Here is a 20,940-nt window from a genome sequence, read left to right on the forward strand (position 1 = left end):
CGGAGATGTGTATCAGAGACCGGTCCGGGGGAGGGGATTATTGCTGCTGGTCGGCGGCCATCGACAGCGCCACCGCCTCGGCCACCTTGATGCCGTCGACGCCGGCCGACAGGATGCCGCCGGCGTAGCCGGCGCCTTCGCCGGCCGGGAACAGGCCGCGCGTGTTCAGGCTTTGCAGCGTGTCGTCGCGGCGCTTGATGCGGATCGGCGACGAGGTGCGCGTCTCCAGCCCGGTCAGCACGGCGTCGTGCTTGAAGTAGCCCTTGACCTGCTTGTCGAACGCCGGGAAGGCTTCGCGCAGCGCGGTCACGGCGAACTCCGGCAGGATGGTCGCCAGGTCGGTCAGGTGCACGCCCGGCTTGTACGACGGCACCACGCTGCCAAACTCGGTCGAGGCGCGGCCTGCGACAAAGTCGCCCATCAGCTGGCCCGGCGCATTGTAGGTGCCGCCGCCCAGCTCAAACGCCTTTTCCTCCAGCCGGCGCTGGAACTCGATGCCGGCCAGCGGGTGGCCGGGGTAGTCGACTTCCGGCGAGATGCTGACCACGATGGCGCTGTTGGCGTTGCGCTCGTTGCGCGAATACTGGCTCATGCCGTTGGTGACCACGCGGCCCGGTTCGGACGCGGCCGCCACCACCGTGCCGCCCGGGCACATGCAGAAGCTGTACACGGCGCGGCCGTTGGAGGCATGGTGCACCAGCTTGTAGTCGGCGGCGCCGAGGATGGGGTGGCCGGCGTTGGGGCCGAAGCGGCAGGCGTCGATCAGCGATTGCGGGTGCTCGACCCGGAAGCCGATCGAGAACGGCTTGGCCTCGACGTAGACGCCGCGCCGGTACAGCATTTCAAAGGTGTCGCGCGCGCTGTGGCCGACCGCCAGCACCACGTGGTTGGTGACGATCTTCTCGCCGCTTTCGAGCGTCAGGCCTCGCACCTGGCCGCCGTCCGGGCCTTGCTCGATCTCGATGTCGACCACCTTGTTTTCAAAGCGGTATTCGCCGCCCATCTGCTCGATGTTGGCGCGCATCTGCTCGACCATCTTGACCAGGCGGAAGGTGCCGATGTGCGGCTTGCTGACATACATGATCTCCTCCGGCGCGCCGGCCTTGACGAACTCGGTCAGCACCTTGCGGCCGTAGTGCTTGGGGTCCTTGATCTGGCTGTACAGCTTGCCGTCCGAGAAGGTGCCGGCGCCGCCTTCGCCGAACTGCACGTTGGACTCGGGATTGAGCTCGCGCTTGCGCCAGAAGCCGAAGGTGTCGACCGTGCGTTCGCGCACCTGCTTGCCGCGCTCGAGGATGATGGGACGCAAGCCCATCTGCGCCAGGATCAGCGCCGCGAACAGGCCGCAGGGGCCGGTGCCGATCACGACCGGGCGCGGGTTCTGGTCGTGGCCGGCCAACTGCTCGCCGTGGGCGACGAATTGATAGGAGGTGTCCGGCGCCGGCATCAGGTGGGCGTCGTGCTGCAGGCGTTTGAGCAGCGCTGCTTCGTCCTTGACCTCGACGTCGAGTGAATAGATCAGCACGATCGCGGTTTTCTTGCGGGCGTCGTAGCTGCGTTTGAATACCGTGTAGCCGAGCAGGGCGTCGGCGGCGATGTCCAGGCGCGCCAGGATGGCGGCCGGCAGGTCGGCCTCGGCGTGATTCAGCGGGAGTTTGACTTCGTTTAATCGCAACATGGATGGCTTCCTGAGAGGGCGCTGTCTAGGCGCCATGATCGTCGGGCCGGCGCGGCGGCGTGCTGCTCCGGATCGGCCCGTAAAACCCCGTATTTTACCCGCAATGGCCGCCAATTGCAGCTGTTCCGGCTGTGCCCGCCGGTTGGATCGTGGCGCCAACGCGGCATGCTCAATATAAGACGTTGGGGCGGGGCTGGCGAGATATTCAGTTCATCGGCCGGGCGTTCATTGCTGTTCCGGCGCATATTTTCGCGCATCCGAGATAAACCGGATTTATTTAATGGAACCAGTTTCTTATTCTGTTTGTTTATTCTGAGAATATTTAAACTTCAGAATTAGAATGCCCATCTATAAACAATTTGGAACTAATGGCCGCATCGCCAAAACCAGAAAATTTTCGCTTATAAACAATTCGGCCCGCCCCGAGTGTTGTAATTTGGAAATTATTTATAAATGAAATAACTGATATTTTGTTGCAAAAAGACGACTAGCACCAAAACGGACAGATGCCGGTTTTGATCCGGGATCCGGGGTGTTTTAGTTGCCTTTGGGAAATTTCGTGGCGCATCGCCAGCGATGAAAAACCCGTTGGCCTTGGCATATGGGATGCGCTTTGTTCTGGGAAGCCCCGGTTTTCCATTGATTTTCGCCGGTTGTGGCTTGACGGGTGAAAATTTTGGTGTACTTGCACGCAACGTGCTGCAGTACGACGGGAAATGGCGCAAGTACAGCGGGTTGTTGTTTTTTTGCGATCATTTCGTTATTTGATAGGAAATTAAAAATGTCTTTTTGGAAGTGTTTTTTGGCAATCTGAGTAACATGCTACTGCGATGTTGTATGAACGAGACAACCTTAAAAGTTAACTAAAATACATCTACCTGAATCTTTGCGCCCGTGCTTTGCCGCATCGCACCACGCCAGTGCGCAGAAACTGCCGCCATCCGCGCGCTCGTTCCGACTGTGTAAGGTTCATTGACAATAGCCGAGTTGCTATGTTTTTATGAACAGCGGAAAAGTTTGGCTTTATTTCATCAACGATGACGCAAGCGCCGATCTTTACCTGGGGCAGAGAAAGAGAAGTAGCCGGTGAATGAATAGTCTTATCCAGACTATTCTCAGTCGGTAGAGGTTAAACAAAGAAATGGGTCGTTTTTAGTTGCTATCCAAAAGATGCCGTTAAACGTTCTAATAAACACACCAAGGGAATTCAATATAATGATCAAGGAAACAGTATTGTCTCGCTCGATCCGCGTGGCATTTGTCAGCGGGATTGCGCTGGGTATGCATGCCGCGTCCGCGCAGCAGGCACCGGACCAGCCGATGCAAAAAGTTGAGGTGACCGGCTCGCGCATTCCAACCCTGAACACCGAGGGCGCCAGCCCAGTGACAGTCCTGAGCGCCAAAGACATCAAGATCGATGGCGTACGCAATGTCGAAGACATGCTCAACAACCTGCCGCAAGTGTTTGCTTCGCAGGGCGCCGCGTACTCCAACGGCGCATCCGGTACCGCGACCGCCAACTTGCGCGGCCTGGGCTCCGACCGCACCCTGGTGCTGGTCAACGGCAAGCGTCTGCCAGCCGGTAGCGTGAAGGATTCCGCACCGGACTTGAACGAAATTCCAGGTGGCCTGATCAAGCGTGTTGAAGTGCTGACCGGCGGCGCCGGCGCGGTGTACGGCGCGGGCGCGGTCGCAGGCGTGATTAACTTCATCCTGCGCGACAACTTCGAAGGCGTTGAAGTCCAGGCCAACGTCGCCGGCTTCAATCACGACCAGCACAATGCCGTTGCCGATGTAGTGTCCAAGCGTGGCTTCCCGGTTCCAGGCAACGTCAACTTCGACGGCCGCACCAAGGACGCCAGCGTTCTGTTGGGTAGTAACTTCGACAACAACAAGGGTAACGCCACCTTGTTCTTTAACTACAAAGAAACCAACGCCGTGCTGCAATCGGCGCGTGACTTCAGCTCGTGCTCATTGCAAGGCGGCAACGCCGGCTTCACCTGCGTTGGTTCCGGTACCCAGGCAAGCGGTCGCGTCGGCGGCTTCACCAACGACGGTAAAGGCGGTGTCAAGCCGTACGACGGCGTCGCCGACGCTTACAACTTTGGTCCGCTGAACTATCTGCAGCGTCCTTCGCAGATGTATGGTTTCAACGCCCAGGCGCACTACGATATCAATGACAAGGCGCGCGTTTACCAGGAATTTGGTTTCCACAATTACTCGACCGAGGCGCAAGTGGCGCCTGGCGGTATTTTCGTCGGCATCCGCGCCACGATCTTCGGCGACAACCCGATGCTGAGCGACGCATGGCGTACTGCGCTGGGCCTGACCAATTCGCCAACCTCGAAAACTACCGTCGGCATCTCCAAGCGTAACGTCGAAGGTGGTCCACGTATCGACTCGATCAACGACAACTCCTTCCGCGAAGTGCTGGGTGTCAAGGGCGAGATCAGCAACTGGTCGTATGACGTATTCGGTCAGTTCGCACGTGTCAGCCACGCCGAATCGAATGTCAATTACTTCTCGGCGAGCAGGATCGCCAAAGCCTTCGACGTGGTCAATGTCGGTGGTAAGGCGACTTGCGCATCGGCGGTCAGTGGTGCCGATAAAGGTTGCGTACCTTACAACCTCTACGGCGGTGCGATCACCCCGGAGATGCTGAAGTACCTGAGCGCTTCGGGTCTCAACACCGGTTACACCCAACAGATCATCATGGGCGGTACCATGGGCGCCGACTTGGGCGTATATGGCATCAAGACGCCATGGTCGAGCAACGGTATCGGCGTGTCGTTCGGCGTAGAACGCCGTGCTGAGAAGCTGGTCTATCGTCCGGATGAGACCACCCTGTCGGGCGACCTGTCTGGCGCTGGCGGCGCATCGCCACCGGTTGTCGGCGGTTACTCGGTCAAGGAAATTTTCGCCGAGACCCGCGTTCCTTTGGTGGAGAAAAAGCCATTTGCTGATTCGCTGGATCTGTCGGGCTCGTTCCGTCGTTCCGAGTACAGCACCGACCACACCGCCAACACCTACGGTGTGGGCGTGGACTGGGCGCCGGTGGCGGACCTGGTGCGTGTACGCGGCAGCTATCAGCGCGCCGTTCGTGCTCCAACCATTCCTGACCTGTACAACCCACGTTCGATCGGCAATGGCGGTGCAGCGATCGACCCATGCGAAGGCGTGCTGGACAGCGATCCAAAGCATCATCACCCAAGTGCTAGCGCTGCTGCTTGCGCCAACACCGGCGTCACCGCTGCCCAATACGGTCATATCGACTACAATTCGGCCAACCAGCACTCCAGTTTGACCGGCGGTAATCCGACCCTGGCCCCAGAAGAAGGGACGACCTATACCCTGGGCCTGGTGCTGAACCCGATTAAAAACCTGACCATCACACTGGACGCGTTCAAGATCGACATCAAAAACACGATCTCGACCGTTGATCCTACCGTTGCTCTGACTCAGTGCTTGACCAAAGCGACTCCAAGTTTCTGCGCGCTGGTCAAACGCGACGAGTTCGGCAGCCTGTGGCTGTCGCCTAACGGTCCTCTGGGCTATGTCACCGCCACCAAAGCCAATATCGGCTCGGTCGGCGTGTCCGGTCTGGACGTGGGCGCCGCCTATGTGATGCGCGCTGCTAACTTGGGTACGTTCAACTTCAACCTGAACGGCACCTACATGCGTTCGCAGACGACGGAGAACGTGCCAGGCCTGGGCTCGTATGACTGCAAAGGCTACTTCGGTGCCACCTGCGGTACGCCAACTCCGGAATGGCGCCATAAAGCCCGTGTGACCTGGTCGACTCCTTGGAAACTCGACGTATCGGCAACCTGGCGCTATGTTGGTTCGACCAAGCAGGAAGGTTTCAGCTCGGATGATCAGCTGAAGAACGTTGACGATAAAGGTGTGGTCCAAGTGGCTCCAATCGAAGCTCAACTGGGCCGTCGTAACTACTTCGACCTGAACGTTCAGTATCCGATCACCAAGAAGATCAGCCTGAGCGCCGGTATCAACAATCTGTTCGACAAAGATCCACCGATCGTGTCGACCGTTGTGACCGCTGCTGCAGGTGCTGCTAACGGTAACGGCTACCCACAGGTGTACGATTCGCTGGGTCGCTTCATGTACCTGAACCTGACCGCGCGCTTCTAATCTGATTAGTCGCTAGCGAGCTCCAAGAACGGCACCTTCGGGTGCCGTTTTTTTTCGCGCTGCGGACGGACGTAAAAAAACGGCGCCCGCAGGCGCCGTCGTGGCGTGGCGCGTGGCCGTCAGAGGTCGAAGCCGCCCTGCTGGCCGCGGAAGCTGTTGATACCGTCGGTCAGCGCGGTGATCAGCGCGCGCTCGGCCAGCGACAGCTGCGGATGCCAGATGTCGAAGATCAAGACCACGCGCAGCTGCTCGCTGTCGTTCCAGGCTTCGTGCTCGATGGTGTCGTCGAACACCCAGGCCTGGCCCGGCACCCACGCGCGCGTGTCGTTGCCGACGCGGAAGCGGCAGCCCGGCGGCACGATCAGCGGCAGGTGCGTGACCAGGCGCGCGTTGCTGACGCCGACGTGGGCCGGTATGCGGGTCTTGGGTTTGAGCAGCGAGAACATCGCGGTCGGCGTGCGGCCGGGCTGGTCCGGCTGCGGCGCGCCGCCCAGCAGTTCCATCGTGCGCGGGCATTGCGCGGCGTTGTCCGGCACCGGCACGCCATCCTTGAGCAGGTGAAAGGCGCTCCAGCGTGGCGAGTTGTTCAGCTCGGCGAACTGGTTGTGCGGCACGTCGGCGGCGTAGGTCAGGTAGGGCGTGAAGCCGGCCTCGGCTTGCAGCACTTGCAGGAATTCGTCGCGGATGGCGTCGGTGCCGGCTTCGATCGCGTCCAGCCACGGGAACTGCTCGCGCGGCAGGAAGGCTTGCGGCAGCAGGCCGGGGTAGTGGTACATCATCGATGCCGACTCGTAGCGGCGCTTGCGGCGCACCATCAGGTCCACCGATTCGCGGAAGCGGCGCAGGTCTTCACCGGCATACTGCTGGTATTGCTGTTCCAGAAAACGGTCGAGGAAGCGGCCGTAGCCGGCGTGGTACTGGTCGACATACTGCATCGCATGCTGGACGGCGTCGCGCATGCCGGGGTCGAGCTGCTCGACCGGCGGCGCCACCGCCGCCACCGCGCCATACACCGAAGCCGACTGGTGAGTCTTGCCTTGCCGTTCCAGCAGGTTGGCGCGCAGTATCAGCGCCACCATGTGCGACGGGTCGGCCACCAGCGCGTTGTGGATGGCGATTTCCTCGGCTTTTTCATCCTGCTGGCGCTGGCAGGCCAGCGCCAGGCTGATCCAGCTTTGCGGATCGTCGGGCGCGGCCTGCGCCAGCCGTTCGAAGGCGCGGCGGGCGGTGTCGATGTCGTTGTAGCGGAAGGCGCGCTTGCCCAGTGAGCTCAGCGCCAGCACATGGGCCGGCTGCAGTTCGAGGATGCGGGCCCAGGTGCGGCCGGCTTCTTCCTCCTGTCCGGCCTTGCTGGCTTTGATTGCTGCGGCCTCCAGGATGGCGACTTCAGTTGCCGTGTGCGGATGGTGCATGGAGGTGATCATTTCTAGTCGTTGACGGGTTGGCAAGGAAGCTTTGTTGCTTGCCAAAAAATTATAGCCCGTCGCCCCAGCCTCCAGCGGCAAGGGCGGCATGAAACCAGATCAAGTGTTGGAATTCCGCATCATTGGCTTAGATTTCGCCGCAGGCCGTTACATGCCTCCCCACAGCCCGCTCAAAATGGCGGCCGCCGACAAGCCGGCGGTCTCGGTGCGCAGGATGCGCGGGCCCATGGCCAGCGGCAGGGCGCCGTGCTGGATCGCCAGGCTTTCCTCGGCGTCGCTGAGGCCGCCTTCGGGGCCGATCACCAGCGTCACCGCCTGCGGGCTCTGGTGGCGCGCCCAGTCGGCCAGCGACTGTTCGGCGCGTGGCGTCAGGATGATGCGGCGGTGCATGTCCTGCTGGGTGATCCATTGCTTGTAGTCTTGCAGCGGCGCCAGCTGGGCCAGGCGGTTGCGGCCGCTCTGCTCGGAGGCCGACTCGATGATGCCCTGCCAGTGCGCCATCTTCTTTTCCGCCCGTTCGGCCGACAGCCGTACCACGCAGCGCTGCGCCGCCAGCGGCTGCACGCCGGACACGCCCAGCTCGATCGCCTTCTCGATGATCCAGTCCATCTTGCTGGCCTCGGGCAGGGCCTGCGCCAGCGTGATGCCGAACGGCAGCTCGACCTCGCGCGGCTGGTGGGTCTTGACCTCGACGCTGACGTGGCGCTTGCCGATCTCGCTCAGCGTGGCGCTGTATTCGCCGCCCTGGCCGTTGAACAGCGTGACCAGTTCGCCCGGCGCCAGGCGCAGCACCTGGATGTGGTGGGCGACCGCCTCGGGCAGGCTGACGAGCTGGCCGATGGCCAAAGGCTGGGAGATATAAAAGCGGGGCATGCGCGAATCCGGTCGGTTTGAGTTCCGCAATTTTAAATGCTGGACGCCTCGGTCTGGTAAAATAATGGGTTCAGCAGGCGTGCAGCACAGAGCCGTAACGACAGCAGCATTCCATTGCCACCAGTTTCCATACTTCCGTGATAGACCAACGATGACTTCTATGCTTCCAACCACCCAAATGGCTAACGCGATCCGCGCGCTGGCAATGGACGCCGTCCAGAAGGCCAATTCCGGCCACCCAGGCATGCCGATGGGCATGGCCGAAATCGCTGTTGCGCTGTGGAGTGGCCATTACAGCCACAACCCGGCCAACCCGAAATGGGTGAACCGCGACCGCTTCCTGCTGTCCAACGGCCACGGCTCGATGCTGCACTACGCGCTGCTGCACCTGTCCGGCTATGCGCTGAGCATGGACGACATCAAGTCCTTCCGCCAGATGCATTCGAAAACCCCGGGCCACCCGGAAGTGGACGTCACGCCCGGCGTGGAAACGACCACCGGCCCGCTGGGCCAGGGTATCGCCAACGCGGTCGGCATGGCGCTGTCCGAGTACCTGCTGGGCGCCGAGTTCAACAAGCCCGGCTTTGACATCGTCAACCACTACACCTACGCCTTCGTCGGCGACGGCTGCCTGATGGAAGGCATCTCGCACGAGGTGTGCGCGCTGGCCGGCACCCTGGGCCTGAACAAGCTGATCGCCCTGTACGACGACAACGGCATCTCGATCGACGGCAAGGTCGAAGGCTGGTTCACCGACGACACCCCGGCCCGTTTCGAAGCCTATGGCTGGAACGTGATCCGCGCCGTCGACGGCCACGATGTCGCCGCCGTCTCGGCCGCCATCGCCGCCGCCAAGACCTCCAGCAAGCCGACCCTGATTTGCTGCAAGACCATCATCGGCAAGGGTTCGCCCAACCTGCAAGGCGGCGACAAGGTGCACGGCGCCGCGCTGGGCGACAAGGAAATCGCCGCCGTGCGCGAATACATCGGCTGGAGCGCCGCGCCGTTCGAGATCCCGGCCGACATCTACGCCGCCTGGGACGCCAAGGCCGCCGGCGCCAAGCTGGAAGCCGAGTGGGCCGAGACCTTCGCCGCCTACGGCAAGCAATTCCCGGCCGAAGCCGCCGAACTGAGCCGCCGCATGGCCGGCGACCTGCCAGCCGCGTTCGACGCGACCCTGGCGGCCGGCATCGCCGCCTGCGTCGACAAGAAAGAAAACATCGCCACCCGCAAGGCCAGCCAGAACGCCATCCAGGCGCTGGCGCCGGTGCTGCCGGAATTCCTGGGCGGCTCGGCCGACCTGACCGGCTCCAACCTGACCAACTGGAAAGAGTGCGTCGCGCTGCGTTCCGGCAAGCCGGGCAACCACGTCAACTACGGCGTGCGCGAGTTCGGCATGTCGGCCATCATGAACGGCGTCACGCTGCACGGCGGCTACATCCCGTTCGGCGCCACCTTCCTGACCTTCTCCGACTACAGCCGCAACGCGCTGCGCATGGCCGCGCTGATGAAGCTGCGTTCGATCTTCGTGTTCACCCACGATTCGATCGGCCTGGGCGAAGACGGCCCGACCCACCAGTCGGTCGAGCACGTCTCGTCGATGCGTTTGATCCCCAACCTGGACAACTGGCGTCCGTGCGACACCGTCGAGTCGATGGTCGCATGGGGCGAGGCGGTCAAGCGCAAGAACGGTCCGTCGACCCTGATCTTCTCGCGCCAGAACCTGCCGTACCAGGAGCGTTCGGCCCAGCAGATCGCCGACGTCGCCCGCGGCGGCTACGTGCTGAGCGAAGTGGCCGGCGCCAAGGTCACGCTGATCGCCACCGGTTCGGAAGTCGAGCTGGCCGTTGCCGCCGCTGCGGCGCTGGCCGGCGAAGGCATCGCGGCACGCGTGGTGTCGATGCCGTCGACCGATGTATTTGACCGTCAGGACGCCGCCTACAAGGCCAGCGTGTTGACCAAAGGCTTGCCACGCGTGGCGATCGAAGCCGGCGTGACCGATTTCTGGTACAAATACGTCGGCCTGGAAGGCGCGGTGGTCGGCATCGATACCTTCGGTGAATCGGCTCCGGCAGGCGTGCTGTTCAAGCACTTCGGCTTCACGGTGGAAAACGTCGTGGCGAAAGTCAAATCTGTCATTGCATAATCTATAATTGCTTGTTGAATTACCTATTTTTCTCATCAGGAGCATAGTATGACGATCAAAGTTGCAATCAATGGCTACGGCCGCATCGGCCGCAATGTGCTGCGCGCTTTCTACGAAGGCGGCAAGAAACAAGACATCCAGATCGTTGCGATCAACGACCTGGGCGACGCCAAATCGAACGCCCACCTGACCCGCTACGACACCGCCCACGGCAAGTTCCCAGGCACCGTGACGGTGGACGGCGACAACATGATCGTGAACGGCGACGTGATCCGCGTGTTCGCGCAGCGCAACCCGGCGGAAATTCCATGGGGCGATCTGGGCGTGGACGTGGTGCTCGAGTGCACCGGCTTCTTCACCACCAAAGAGAAGGCTTCGGCCCACTTGAAGGGCGGCGCCAAGAAAGTCATCATCTCGGCACCGGGCGGCAAGGACGTCGACGCCACCATCGTGTACGGCGTCAACCAGCACGTGCTGAAAGCTAGCGACACCGTGATCTCGAACGCGTCGTGCACCACCAACTGCCTGGCCCCGCTGGTCAAGCCGCTGAACGACGCCATCGGCGTGGAAACCGGCCTGATGACCACGATACACGCCTACACCAACGACCAGGTGCTGTCGGACGTGATGCATGAAGACCTGCGCCGCGCCCGTTCGGCCACGATGAGCATGATCCCGACCAAGACCGGCGCCGCCGCCGCGGTCGGCCTGGTGCTGCCTGAGCTGAACGGCAAGCTGGACGGTTTCGCGATCCGCGTGCCGACCATCAACGTGTCGCTGGTCGACCTGTCGTTCATCGCCAAGCGCGACACGACCGTGGACGAAGTCAACGCGCTGATGAAGGCCGCCGCCGAAGGCGCGCTGAAGGAAGTGCTGACCTATCAGACCGAACCGCTGGTGTCGATCGACTTCAACCACAATCCTGCCTCGTCGAACTTCGACTCGACCCTGACCAAAGTGTCGGGCCGCCTGGTCAAGGTATCGTCGTGGTACGACAATGAGTGGGGCTTCTCGAACCGCATGCTCGACACCACTGTTGCGCTGATGACCGCCAAGTAATCCGGTCCACCAATAAAAAACCTCCATCAGCCTGAACGCGCTCAAGAGCGCGCTCAGTGCAGATGGAGGTTTTTTTTATGGTGGTGCGAGGTTACAGTGTACCGCGCACGCCCAGGTAGAAGCGGCGGCCGATCGGATCGTACACGCTGGCGTTGGTTTCCGCGCCAGTGGTATTGCCCGGCAAACCGGTGATGATCGGTGCAGGCTTGGCGTTGAAGGCGTTGTCGATCCCCAGGTAAAGTTCGATTTTCTTCGCCACGTCATAGGTGAACTGGAAGTCGTTGTAGGTCTTGGAACCCACTTTGACCGCGCCCGGTGCCAGGCCGTTGGTGATCATGAACTGGTCATCCAGCGCGCCGGGACCGGTGTAGCTGGTGGTCATGTGGGCGCCGAACTTGTTCCATTTGTACGCCAGGTTGATGACGGCCTTGTTGCGGGCGAAGCCGATTTCACCGACCGAGTAGTTGCGGTCCGCGTCGGGCTGCTGGCGATCCCAGAAGTCCTTCAGGTAGGTGTAGGCGATATTCGCGCTCAGACGGCCCGGTCCGACGTAGTCCGACCATGACGCCGTGATGTCGATGCCTTTGGTGGAGGTGCCGCCGGAGTTCAGGTTCTGGCTGTCGATGTACTTCAGGGCGCCGGCGCTGGAATCACCCACGGTGCTGGTGCGGCGGGTGATGAACTTGCAATAGGCGGCATTGCCGCTGTAGCACTGGTTCAGCGTGTATTGGCGGTCGCCCAGCAGGATGGCGTCGGCGATCTTGATGCTGAAGTAATCGGCCGTGAAGGTGAACTTGCTCAGCATGGGAATCGAGCGCGGGGTGAACACCACGCCGATCGTCGTCGAACGGCCTTTTTCTGCCTTCAGATTGGGGTTGCCGCTGTCGTAGCCGCTGATGCCCTGTTTGTCCGGCTGGGTCAGCGTGACCTGGCCGTTGGCCGCGATGTTGGCGCGCACGCCGGGATCGGTGCGGCAGACCGCGTCGTACTTGCCGGTCGAGGTGGCGGTCACGTTTTCGCACGGGTCGGACAGGTCGCTCGGGAAGGTCTGGCTAGGCGCCTGGTACAGTTCGTTGATATTCGGCGCACGGGTCGACAGCGCGCGCGTTCCGCGGAATTTGATGTCCGAAGTCGGCGCCCATTCCAGGCCAGCGTTCCAGCTGTTGGTGTTGCCAACGGTGGAGTAGTGGCCATTACGGAAAGCGCCGTTGAAGGCCAGCGACTTGGCGAACGGCGCGTCTTTCAGCAGCGGCACGCGGGTTTCGATGAAGAATTCGCGCACATGGTAACCACCCTCGGTCGGCGGCAGGGCATTGCCGGCGTTCAAACCTGCCTGCGTCAGCGGGTCGGGAATCGCGCTCGATTGTTCGTCGCGCCATTCGAAGCCGGCCGCCCAGCCGATCTTACCGGCCGGCAGGTCGAAGTATTCGCCGCTGATCGAGCCGCCCGCCAGCTTCTGGGTGATGGCCGTGGTCAGCGAGCCCGGCGCCAGCACGTATTTCAAGGCTTCCGGGCTGATCGAGTTGAAGCCGAACACATTGATCGGCGCGCAACCGAGCGCGCGCGCATTGGCATCGGCGCAGATGACGTCGCTGGTGCTGCCGTTGTGGTTGACGTCGTTGATGTCGGGGATGGCCTCCAGCGCGTTGCGGAAGTTCAGCACGTTTACTTGACCGGACGAGTTCTGCGCTTCCTTGGTCTTGCCGTAGGCGATATAGGTGTCGTAGTTCCAGTCGCCGACGGTGCCCTTCAGGCCGGTGGCCAGGCGGAAGGTGTCGCGGTCGGCGGTCTGGGTGCGGCTGCCCACCTCGGACATGCGGCGGCTGAAGCTGTAGTCGCGCAGGCCGTCGCCATCGTTGTCGGAAATGCGGTCGTACAGATATTGCGGCACCAGCGGATTGCGTATGGCCTTGCCGTTGACCATGGTCTCGGCCGGCACCAGGCCATCCGAACCCTTGTAGATGTCGGCCGACGCCAGCGCGAATGGTTCGGTGTTGGTGCGGGTCTTGGACGAGGCGAAGTTACCTTCGAAGAAGGCGGTGGCCTTGTCGTTGATGTACAGATTGCCCGTGGTGGCCAGCAGGAAGCGCTCGGTCGGAACGGCGATCAGGCGATAGTCCGAGCGGTTGAAGCCGGTTGGCGTCGCGCCGCCGGCGCCGTTCTGGTTCCATGGGATGATGTTGCCGGCGCGGTCGTAGGTGAAGTCGCCCGTGTCGTGGAAGAAGTGGCCTTGCGGCGCAAAGCCGGACAGGCTGCGCACCGGGGTAAAGGCGTCGCCGGCTTCGCCGGTCTTGGTCAGTTTGGAGACCTGGTCGTTGGCCGAGATGGCGCGGTCGCGCGAGGCGACCTGGCCTTGCTTGGAATAGCCGAAGTGGCCCATGACGTTGCTGTTGCCGTCGGCGCTGGAGGTGCCGAAGGTCAGCGCCAGTTTTTTCTTGAAGTCGTCGCCTTCCGAGCTGCGTCCGGTCGAGGCGTCGAACATCAGGCCGTTGAAGTTACGTTTGAGGATGATGTTGACCACGCCGGCCACCGCGTCCGAGCCGTAGGTGGCGGAGGCGCCGCCGGTCAGCAGTTCGACCCGTTCGATGAAATCGACCGGAATGGTGTTCAGGTCGACCGCGGTATCGCCCGGCACGCCGGAGACGAAGCGGCGGCCGTTGACCAGCACCAGGGTGCGCGAGTCGCCCAAGTTACGCAGGTTGACGGTGGACACGCCGGCGCTGGAGGTGACGAAGTTGGAGTTGGTGCGGCTCAGGGTCGGCGTCCCCATGGTCGGGTTCTTTTGCAGCAAATCCTGCAAATTGGTGGCGCCCGAGGCCGCGATATCGGCGCTCGACAGGATTTGCAAAGGCGACGGCGAGTCGGCGCCGGGCGACGAAATACGGGAACCCGTGATTTGTACTTTTTGCATGCTATCCGCAGCTGCTTCTTGCGCATGGGCGGCTTGTAAGCCGAGCGCCAGTCCGCCCACGCAGATCATGCGTACAGAACGGGACAACGTTGTTTCCTTGATCATTACCAACTCCTCCAATTTTCATTCGCGATTGCAAATTGTCGGAAAAACATTTTTTTCCGATCTGCCAATGTATTGGGTTGATGGCATTTCTGTAAACATAAAATGACAAAATAATCAAAAAAATAACGTTGCTGTTCCTTTTGCGCTACAAGGTGATGCGCAAGCCCAGGTAGTAGCGCCGGCCGATCGCGTCGTAGGTCGAGGTATCGGTTTCGGTGCCGGTCTGGTTGCCGGGCAGGCCGCTGATGATGGGCGGCGCCTTGGCGTTGAAGGCGTTGTCGATGCCCAGGTAGAGTTGCAGGTATTTCTTCACGTCATAGGTGAACTGGAAATCGTTGTAGGTGCGCGAACCCACGCCCACCGTGCCCGGCGCGATGCTCAGGCTCTTCAGGAACTGGTCGTCCAGCGATACCGGGCCGGTGTAGGTGGCTGTCCAGTTGACGCCGGCCGGGCCCCATTTGTAGGCGAGGTTGAGGCCGGCCCGGTTGCGCGGCGCATTGGTGTTGGCCGCCGTGATCTCGCCGACGTCGCTGTTCTTCTCCGCCTCCGGCGTCGCCTTCTGCCACAGCTGGCGCAGCCAGGTCCAGGCCAGGCGGGCGCTCAGGTTGCCGGGGCCGACCTTGTCCGACCACGAGGCCGTCAGGTCGACGCCCTCGGTGCCGAAGCCGCCGCTGTTGGTGGAGGCGATGTTGCTATATCGAATGGAGCCTGAGCTCAGGTTGCCCACGGCCGCGGGGCGGCGCGTGATGAAGCTGCAAAACGCCTGATTGTTCTGGTTGTAGCATTGATCCAGCGCATATTGGCGATCGGTGCTGACGATGGCGTCGGCGATCTTGATGGTGAAATAGTCGACCGTAAAAGTGAAGCGGCGCAGCAGCGGCACCGAGCGCGGCGTCACCACCAGGCCTATGGTGGTGGAGCGGCCTTTTTCCGCCTTGAGATTGGGGTTGCCGCTGTTGTAGCCGCTGATGCCTTGCTGGTCCGCCTGATTTAACGTGAACACGCCGCCATGTGCCGCCATATTGGCCGCAACGCCCGGCGCATTGCGGCAATTGACGGCCAGCGCGCTGGTCCCGGAAGACGCCACGCCCTCGCAGGGATCGACCAGGCCGGTCGGGAAATCCTGGCTGGGCGCCTGGAACAGCTCGTTGATATTGGGCGCCCGCGTCGATTGCGCGCGCGTGCCGCGCAGCTTGACGTCGGAACTGACGCCCCATTCCAGGCCGGCGTTCCAGCTGTTGGTGCTGCCGACGGTGGAATAGTCGCCGTGCCGCACCGTGCCGAGGAAACTCAGCTCGCGGGCAAACGGCCGCTCCTTGAGCAGCGGCACCCTGGTTTCGACAAACACTTCGCGCACCAGGAAGTTGCCGAAAGTGGGGGGCAGGGCGTTGCCGGCGTTCAGGCCGGACTGGGTCAGCGGATCGGGAATCGCACTGGAATCCTCGCTGCGCCATTCGAAGCCGGCGGCGATGCCGATGCGGCCGGCGGCCAGGCCGGGCACCTCGCCGGTGACCGAGCCGCCCACCAGCTTCTGCGTGATCGCCGTTTCCAGCGAACCGGGCGCGGTCACGTATTTGAGCGCGGCCGGGGTGATGCTGTGGTAGCCGAAGATGTTGATCGGCACGCAACCCTCGGCCACCGCATGCACGTCGCGGCATACCGGCGCGCCGTCCGGACCGGGTATCGCCTCCAGCGCATTGCGCAAGCTCATCACATTGACCTGGCCGGTGGAGTTTTGCGCCTCCTTGGTCTTGCCGTAGGCCAGGTAGGCCTCATAGTTCCAGTCGCGCACCGTGCCCTTCAGGCCGGTTGCCAGGCGGAAGGTGTCGCGGTCCACCGTCGAATGGCGCGGGCCGAACTCGGACAGGCGGCGGGTGAAGAAGTAGTCCGGCACGCCGTCGCCGTCGGTGTCGCTGATGCGGTCATATAAATACTGCGGCACCAGCGGATTCTTGACCAGCACGCCGTTGACGAGGGAGGCGGCCGGCACCTGGCCGCTGGGCTTGTACACCAGGTCCGAGCCCAGGGCGAAGGGTTCGATATTGGCATCGACCTTGGACGAGGCGTAGGTGCCCTCGAAGAACGCGCTGTGGCTGTCGTTGAATGCCCAGTTGCCGTTGGTGGCGAACAGGTAGCGCTCGGTCGGGACGGCGATCAGGCGGTAGGCTGAACGGTTGAAGCCGGTGGCGCCGGCGCCGCTGCCGGCCGCGCCATTTTGATTCCACGGGATAATGTTGTTATTTGCATCATAGGTGAAATCTTCGCTGTCGCCGAAGAAATGGCCCTGCGGCGCATAGCCGGAAAAGTTGGGCCGCTTGACCACGAACGCCAGTTCCGGGTGGCCCTGGGTGATGGCCGAGGTCTGGTCGACGGCCGAGGCCGGACGGTCGCGCGAGGCCACCATGCCCTGTTTCGAGTAGCCGAAATGGCCCATGACATTGCTGGCGCCGTCCGCGCTGGTGGTGCCGAAAGTCAGCGACAGTTTCTTTTTAAAGTCGTCGCCTTCGTTGCTGCGGCCGGTTTGCGCATCGAGCAGCACCCCATTAAAATTTTTCTTCAAGATAATATTGACCACGCCGGCCACGGCGTCCGAGCCATAAGTGGCCGAGGCGCCGCCGGTTAATAATTCCACCCGGTCGATAAAATCCGTGGGAATAGTGTTGAGGTCGACCGCAGTATCTCCTGGTACGCCGGAAACAAAACGCCGGCCATTTATTAATACCAGGGTGCGGGAATCGCCGAGGTTTCTTAAATTAACCGTGGAAACGCCCGCGCTCGATGTCAGGAAATTGGAATTGGCGCGGCTGATGGTCGGCGTCCCCATCGTTGGATTCTTTTGTAATAAATCTTGCAGATTGGTGGCGCCGGAAGCGGCAATATCCACCGAGTTTAATATCTGCAATGGCGAAGGCGATTCCGCCGCCGGCGAGGCAATACGGGAGCCGGTTATCAGCACCTTCTGCATGGGTTCGGCGGTTTCCTGGCTCATCGCGGTTTGCGCGCCGCATGCCGGGCCGACTATGCACAGCAGGCGAATGGCGCGGGCGATCGTGGTTTCATGGTTCATTATCCGGCTCCTAGGGTATGTCACGGTTATTTTGAATGTCACCGCTGATAGACTGACTAGGCTGCCGAAGAGTTCCCCCGGCTGTAAGCTCATTTCTGGCGTTTACGCGCCAATTTTTGGCATGATCCCAGAATGAAGGCGAAAAAAAACCGGGACATCGTCCCGGTTGTTGCGTCGCGCTACTGCTTTTATTTGTAGATGCCGGAGCCGACCAACATGTCGTCGACTTTCTCGATATAGCCAGACTTGGCTTCCACCGCCTTGGTGACCGGATTCGGCCATTTGAAATCCACCCAGCCCTTGCCCTTGGATTTGGCGAGGTCGACCATTTCTTTAATCATGGGTTTGCCTTCATTATCCTTGAGGGTAATCAAAGGTTTGCCGACCATTTTAGGATTATTGCCGTGGGCTAAAGCGATGCCATTTAAATCGTACACATAAATATACAGGTCGCGATCATGGAAAGCCGGATTGGCCGGATCGGAAATCGCGGTGAAAGCTTTCTCCTTGCCATCGGATTTAATCAGGGCCACCGCTTTCTTTACCATGGCGACCGCTTCGTCAGGCGTTCCCTTGTCGGCGGCCACAGCGGTCGATGACATTGCAAACATGCTTAAGCTTAACGCTGCGGCACCGAATAATGCTTTCATATCATTTCTCCTTTGAATAAAACTGCGACGGCGCTGGGCGCTCTGCTGTTGTGGTTTTCAATATTACTGTAGTTGCCGAGTTTAAATCGCAACAGCGGCAATTTAACAAAGGGTTCGTTGTTATATGGCAACGTTGCCTTCAAAGATAGTGCGCCACAATGCCAAAACCTGAGCCGCGTGAACGGCCACCAATTGTGGTTCGACGCGCGCCAGGTCCTGGCCTTGCAGGCGCAGCTGGTGTTGTAACTTGCGCAACTTCCGGTAGGCGTCGCCGACGCGCGCAGCCAGTCCGGCATCGATCAAACCCAGCTCGCCGCACATTTTCAAAAGCGCAATATTGCCGTAATTGGCGGTCAGCTGCGGGTAGGCCGCCGCGTGCTGCAGGACCAGGAACTGGACGATGAACTCGATATCGATCATGCCGCCCGGATCCTGTTTCAGGTCGAACAGCTCGCTGTGATTCGGCTTGGCGTCGACCATTCGTTTTCGCATTGCAATGACTTCCTGCTTCAGCGGGCCGTCGGCCGGCCGTTCCTTGCGCAGCACCGCCTCGCGGATTTCCTCGAAGCGCGCGCCGATCGCCGCGTCGCCGGCGCAGAAGCGGGCGCGGGTCAGCGCCTGGTGCTCCCACACCCAGGCCGAGCCGCTCTGGTATTTCTCGAACGCCGACACGCTCGACACCAGCATGCCGCTGGCGCCGTCCGGCCGCAGCGCGGTGTCGATGTCGAACAGGATGCCGGCCGAGGTGTGCGAGGTCATCCAGGTAATAAAGCGCTGCGCCAGCTTGGCGTACTGGGCCGGCGCCTCCTGGTCGCTGTCGTGGTACAGGAAGATCACGTCCAGGTCGGACACATAACCCAGCTCCTTGCCGCCCAGCTTGCCGTAGGCGATCACCGCGAACTGCGGCACCTCGCGGTGGCGCGTGGCCACCATCTGCCAGATCGCCTTGATGGCGGCGGCGACGATGGTGTCGGCCAGCGCCGACAGGTGGTCGGCCAGCTTTTCCACCGTCAGGTCGCCGGCCAGGTCCTGCGCCAGCAGGTGGAACAGCTGGGCGTGGTGGATTTCGCGCAGGATATCCATCTGCCGCTCGGTGTCGCCGGGCGCCGAGGCCAGTTGCAGTTCCAGGTCGGCCGCCAGCGCCACCGGGTCGAACACGGCGTTGCGCACCCGGTCGTCGAGCAGCTCGTCGAGCAGGATGGGGTGCTGGCTGAGGAATTGCGCGGCCCAGCCGCTGGCGTGCACCATGCGGATCACCCGCGCCAGCGTGTGCGGATATTCGGTTAGCAGCGACAGATAGGCCGAGCGGCGCGCGATTGCTTCCAGGAAATCCAGCAGCCGGCCCAGCGTGGCCTGCTGGCTGCCGCCGCTCGATTCCAGCGAACATTGCACGATCAGCGGCAGCGCCGCGTTGACCAGTCCCAACAAGCGGTTGCGGCTCGCTTCCGGCAGCGATTGCAGGCGCGGCGCCTGCCAGGTCGAGATCAGGCGCTTGGCCGCGCCCTCGGGATCGGTGAAGCCCAGCGCGGCGAAGCGCGACACCATGGCTTCCAGGTTGTCGGGATCGGCGCACTCGTTGCTGGACTGCGGATTGATGTCGTGGTCGCTGCCGCTGGTCTTGTCCGAGAACATTTCATCGAACTGGCCGGCGACGAACTGGCGGTGGGCTTCGATCTGGGTCAGCAGGGTGGCGGTGTCGGCCAGGCCCATCATCTGCGCCACCAGCAGGCGGTCGGCGTCGTTGGCCGGCAGGGTGTGGGTCTGGGCGTCGTCCAGGTATTGCAGGCGATGCTCCAGGTTGCGCAGGAAGGTGTAGGAAGCGAGCAGTTGATAGACGATGGCGTGGCTTAGCAAGCCTTTTTCGGCGATGATGCGCAGCGTGGTGCGGGTCGAGCGGTCGCGCAGGGCGGCGTCGCGGCCGCCCCGTATCAGCTGGAACACCTGCGCCAGGAACTCGATCTCGCGGATGCCGCCGCGGCCCAGCTTGACGTTGTTGCTGCGGTCCGGGTGCAGCCGCTCCTGGCGGTTGACCTCGGCGCGGATCTGCGCGTGCATATTGCGGATGGCGTCGATCACGCCGAAGTCCAGGTAGCGGCGGAACACGAACGGCCGCACGATGGCGTCCAGCGCGGCGATGTCCTCGGCGCGGCCGGTCACGGCGCGCGCCTTGACCCAGGCGTAGCGCTCCCACTCGCGGCCCTGGACGATCAGGTATTGCTCCACCATGCTCAGGCTGGCGGCCAGCGGACCCGAGCCGCCGTTCGGCCGCAAGGCCATATCGACCCGGAATGTGTAGCCATCTTCCGTTATCTCCGACAATGCCGCGATCAGCTTCTTGCCCAGCCGGATGAAGAATTCATGGTTGGACAGGCTGCGCTGGCCCGGGCCGGCGACCGTGTCGCCATCCTCCGGGTAGACGAAGATCAGGTCGATGTCGGACGAGACGTTCAGCTCGCCGCCGCCTTGCTTGCCCATGCCCAGCACGATCAGCTCCTGCGGCAGGCCGGAATCGCGGCCGATCGGCGTGCCGTGCGCCGCCGTCATTTCTGCGTAAATCTCGACCATGTGCTGCTGGATGGCGAAATCGGCGAAGCGGGTCATGGCTTCCACCACCTCGGCCAGGTTGGCCTTGCCTTCCAGGTCGCGGCGGATCAGCACGCACACCAGCAGGTTGCGCAGTCGGCGCATGGCGCGCGGCAAGGGCAGCGGCGGGGCGCCGGCCGGCACGTTGGCGGCTTCTTTTGCTAAATAGTCAGCAAGATTAATCTGGGCAAGCGATAATTGCGCTAAATCATCAGCCTTGGCGGCGCGGTCGGGAGCGGCGGCCAGCCAGCGCTGGTAAAAACGTGACGCGGTTGGTGCAATCATGGGCAACGTG

The 20,940-nt window shown here is 62.0% G+C and carries 11 protein-coding genes; 4 read left to right on the top strand and 7 right to left on the bottom strand.

The window, feature by feature from the left end; all coding sequences use genetic code 11:
• Positions 1–37 precede the first annotated feature (37 nt).
• Positions 38–1,678, bottom strand: coding sequence for an NAD(P)/FAD-dependent oxidoreductase (locus tag AC07OK_RS15740; protein WP_494691199.1), 1,641 nt, complete (start codon positions 1,676–1,678; stop codon positions 38–40).
• Between the two features lie 576 nt (positions 1,679–2,254).
• Here AC07OK_RS15740 and AC07OK_RS15745 point away from each other — a divergent pair.
• Positions 2,255–2,446 (top strand): hypothetical protein, encoded by a 192-nt coding sequence (locus AC07OK_RS15745; RefSeq protein WP_494691200.1) that lies wholly within the window; start codon positions 2,255–2,257, stop codon positions 2,444–2,446.
• A 447-nt stretch (positions 2,447–2,893) separates the two neighbouring features.
• Complete coding sequence (locus AC07OK_RS15750; protein ID WP_494691201.1) at positions 2,894–5,827, top strand: TonB-dependent receptor domain-containing protein; 2,934 nt, start codon at positions 2,894–2,896, stop codon at positions 5,825–5,827.
• Positions 5,828–5,946: 119 nt separating this feature from the next.
• Here AC07OK_RS15750 and AC07OK_RS15755 read toward each other — a convergent pair whose 3' ends face one another.
• Together AC07OK_RS15755 and AC07OK_RS15760 are read right to left on the bottom strand one after the other, a co-directional pair.
• The gene (locus tag AC07OK_RS15755; RefSeq protein WP_494691202.1) at positions 5,947–7,251 is read right to left on the bottom strand and encodes an aspartyl/asparaginyl beta-hydroxylase domain-containing protein; all 1,305 of its coding nucleotides are present in this window, start codon (positions 7,249–7,251) and stop codon (positions 5,947–5,949) included.
• A gap of 147 nt (positions 7,252–7,398) precedes the next feature.
• Positions 7,399–8,124 (bottom strand): 16S rRNA (uracil(1498)-N(3))-methyltransferase, encoded by a 726-nt coding sequence (locus tag AC07OK_RS15760; RefSeq protein WP_494691203.1) that lies wholly within the window; start codon positions 8,122–8,124, stop codon positions 7,399–7,401.
• Between the two features lie 178 nt (positions 8,125–8,302).
• On the opposite strand from AC07OK_RS15760, the gene tkt reads away from it, so the two are divergent.
• Together tkt and gap are read left to right on the top strand one after the other, a co-directional pair.
• Positions 8,303–10,270 (top strand): transketolase, encoded by a 1,968-nt coding sequence (gene tkt, locus AC07OK_RS15765; protein ID WP_494691204.1) that lies wholly within the window; start codon positions 8,303–8,305, stop codon positions 10,268–10,270.
• A gap of 48 nt (positions 10,271–10,318) precedes the next feature.
• Positions 10,319–11,329, top strand: coding sequence for a type I glyceraldehyde-3-phosphate dehydrogenase (gap, locus tag AC07OK_RS15770; protein WP_176655548.1), 1,011 nt, complete (start codon positions 10,319–10,321; stop codon positions 11,327–11,329).
• Positions 11,330–11,420: 91 nt separating this feature from the next.
• Here the strand turns inward: gap and AC07OK_RS15775 are convergent, their stop codons facing one another.
• From AC07OK_RS15775 to glnE, 4 genes are all read right to left on the bottom strand, one after another.
• Complete coding sequence (locus AC07OK_RS15775; RefSeq protein WP_494691205.1) at positions 11,421–14,240, bottom strand: TonB-dependent receptor plug domain-containing protein; 2,820 nt, start codon at positions 14,238–14,240, stop codon at positions 11,421–11,423.
• 250 nt (positions 14,241–14,490) lie between these two features.
• The gene (locus AC07OK_RS15780; RefSeq protein WP_494691206.1) at positions 14,491–17,412 is read right to left on the bottom strand and encodes a TonB-dependent receptor domain-containing protein; all 2,922 of its coding nucleotides are present in this window, start codon (positions 17,410–17,412) and stop codon (positions 14,491–14,493) included.
• A 188-nt stretch (positions 17,413–17,600) separates the two neighbouring features.
• On the bottom strand, positions 17,601–18,062 hold the full coding sequence (locus AC07OK_RS15785) for a cache domain-containing protein (RefSeq protein WP_494691207.1): 462 nt from the start codon (positions 18,060–18,062) through the stop codon (positions 17,601–17,603).
• A gap of 120 nt (positions 18,063–18,182) precedes the next feature.
• Positions 18,183–20,930, bottom strand: a complete 2,748-nt coding sequence (gene glnE, locus AC07OK_RS15790; protein WP_494691208.1) for a bifunctional [glutamate--ammonia ligase]-adenylyl-L-tyrosine phosphorylase/[glutamate--ammonia-ligase] adenylyltransferase — start codon at positions 20,928–20,930, stop codon at positions 18,183–18,185.
• Positions 20,931–20,940 lie beyond the last annotated feature (10 nt).

The sequence above is a fragment of the Duganella sp. GW821-FHT07G03 genome, from assembly GCF_059418605.1.

Bases quoted from the DNA above. Each gene is read 5' to 3' on its own strand.
- tkt (WP_494691204.1), top strand. From the start codon at position 8,303: ATGGCTAACGCGATCCGCGCGCTGGCAATGGACGCCGTCCAGAAGGCC.
- AC07OK_RS15785 (WP_494691207.1), bottom strand. From the start codon at position 18,062: ATGAAAGCATTATTCGGTGCCGCAGCGTTAAGCTTAAGCATGTTTGCA.
- AC07OK_RS15760 (WP_494691203.1), bottom strand. From the start codon at position 8,124: ATGCCCCGCTTTTATATCTCCCAGCCTTTGGCCATCGGCCAGCTCGTC.
- AC07OK_RS15755 (WP_494691202.1), bottom strand. From the start codon at position 7,251: ATGATCACCTCCATGCACCATCCGCACACGGCAACTGAAGTCGCCATC.
- AC07OK_RS15775 (WP_494691205.1), bottom strand. From the start codon at position 14,240: ATGCAAAAAGTACAAATCACGGGTTCCCGTATTTCGTCGCCCGGCGCC.
- glnE (WP_494691208.1), bottom strand. From the start codon at position 20,930: ATGATTGCACCAACCGCGTCACGTTTTTACCAGCGCTGGCTGGCCGCC.
- AC07OK_RS15780 (WP_494691206.1), bottom strand. From the start codon at position 17,412: ATGAACCATGAAACCACGATCGCCCGCGCCATTCGCCTGCTGTGCATA.
- AC07OK_RS15750 (WP_494691201.1), top strand. From the start codon at position 2,894: ATGATCAAGGAAACAGTATTGTCTCGCTCGATCCGCGTGGCATTTGTC.
- AC07OK_RS15745 (WP_494691200.1), top strand. From the start codon at position 2,255: ATGAAAAACCCGTTGGCCTTGGCATATGGGATGCGCTTTGTTCTGGGA.
- AC07OK_RS15740 (WP_494691199.1), bottom strand. From the start codon at position 1,678: ATGTTGCGATTAAACGAAGTCAAACTCCCGCTGAATCACGCCGAGGCC.
- gap (WP_176655548.1), top strand. From the start codon at position 10,319: ATGACGATCAAAGTTGCAATCAATGGCTACGGCCGCATCGGCCGCAAT.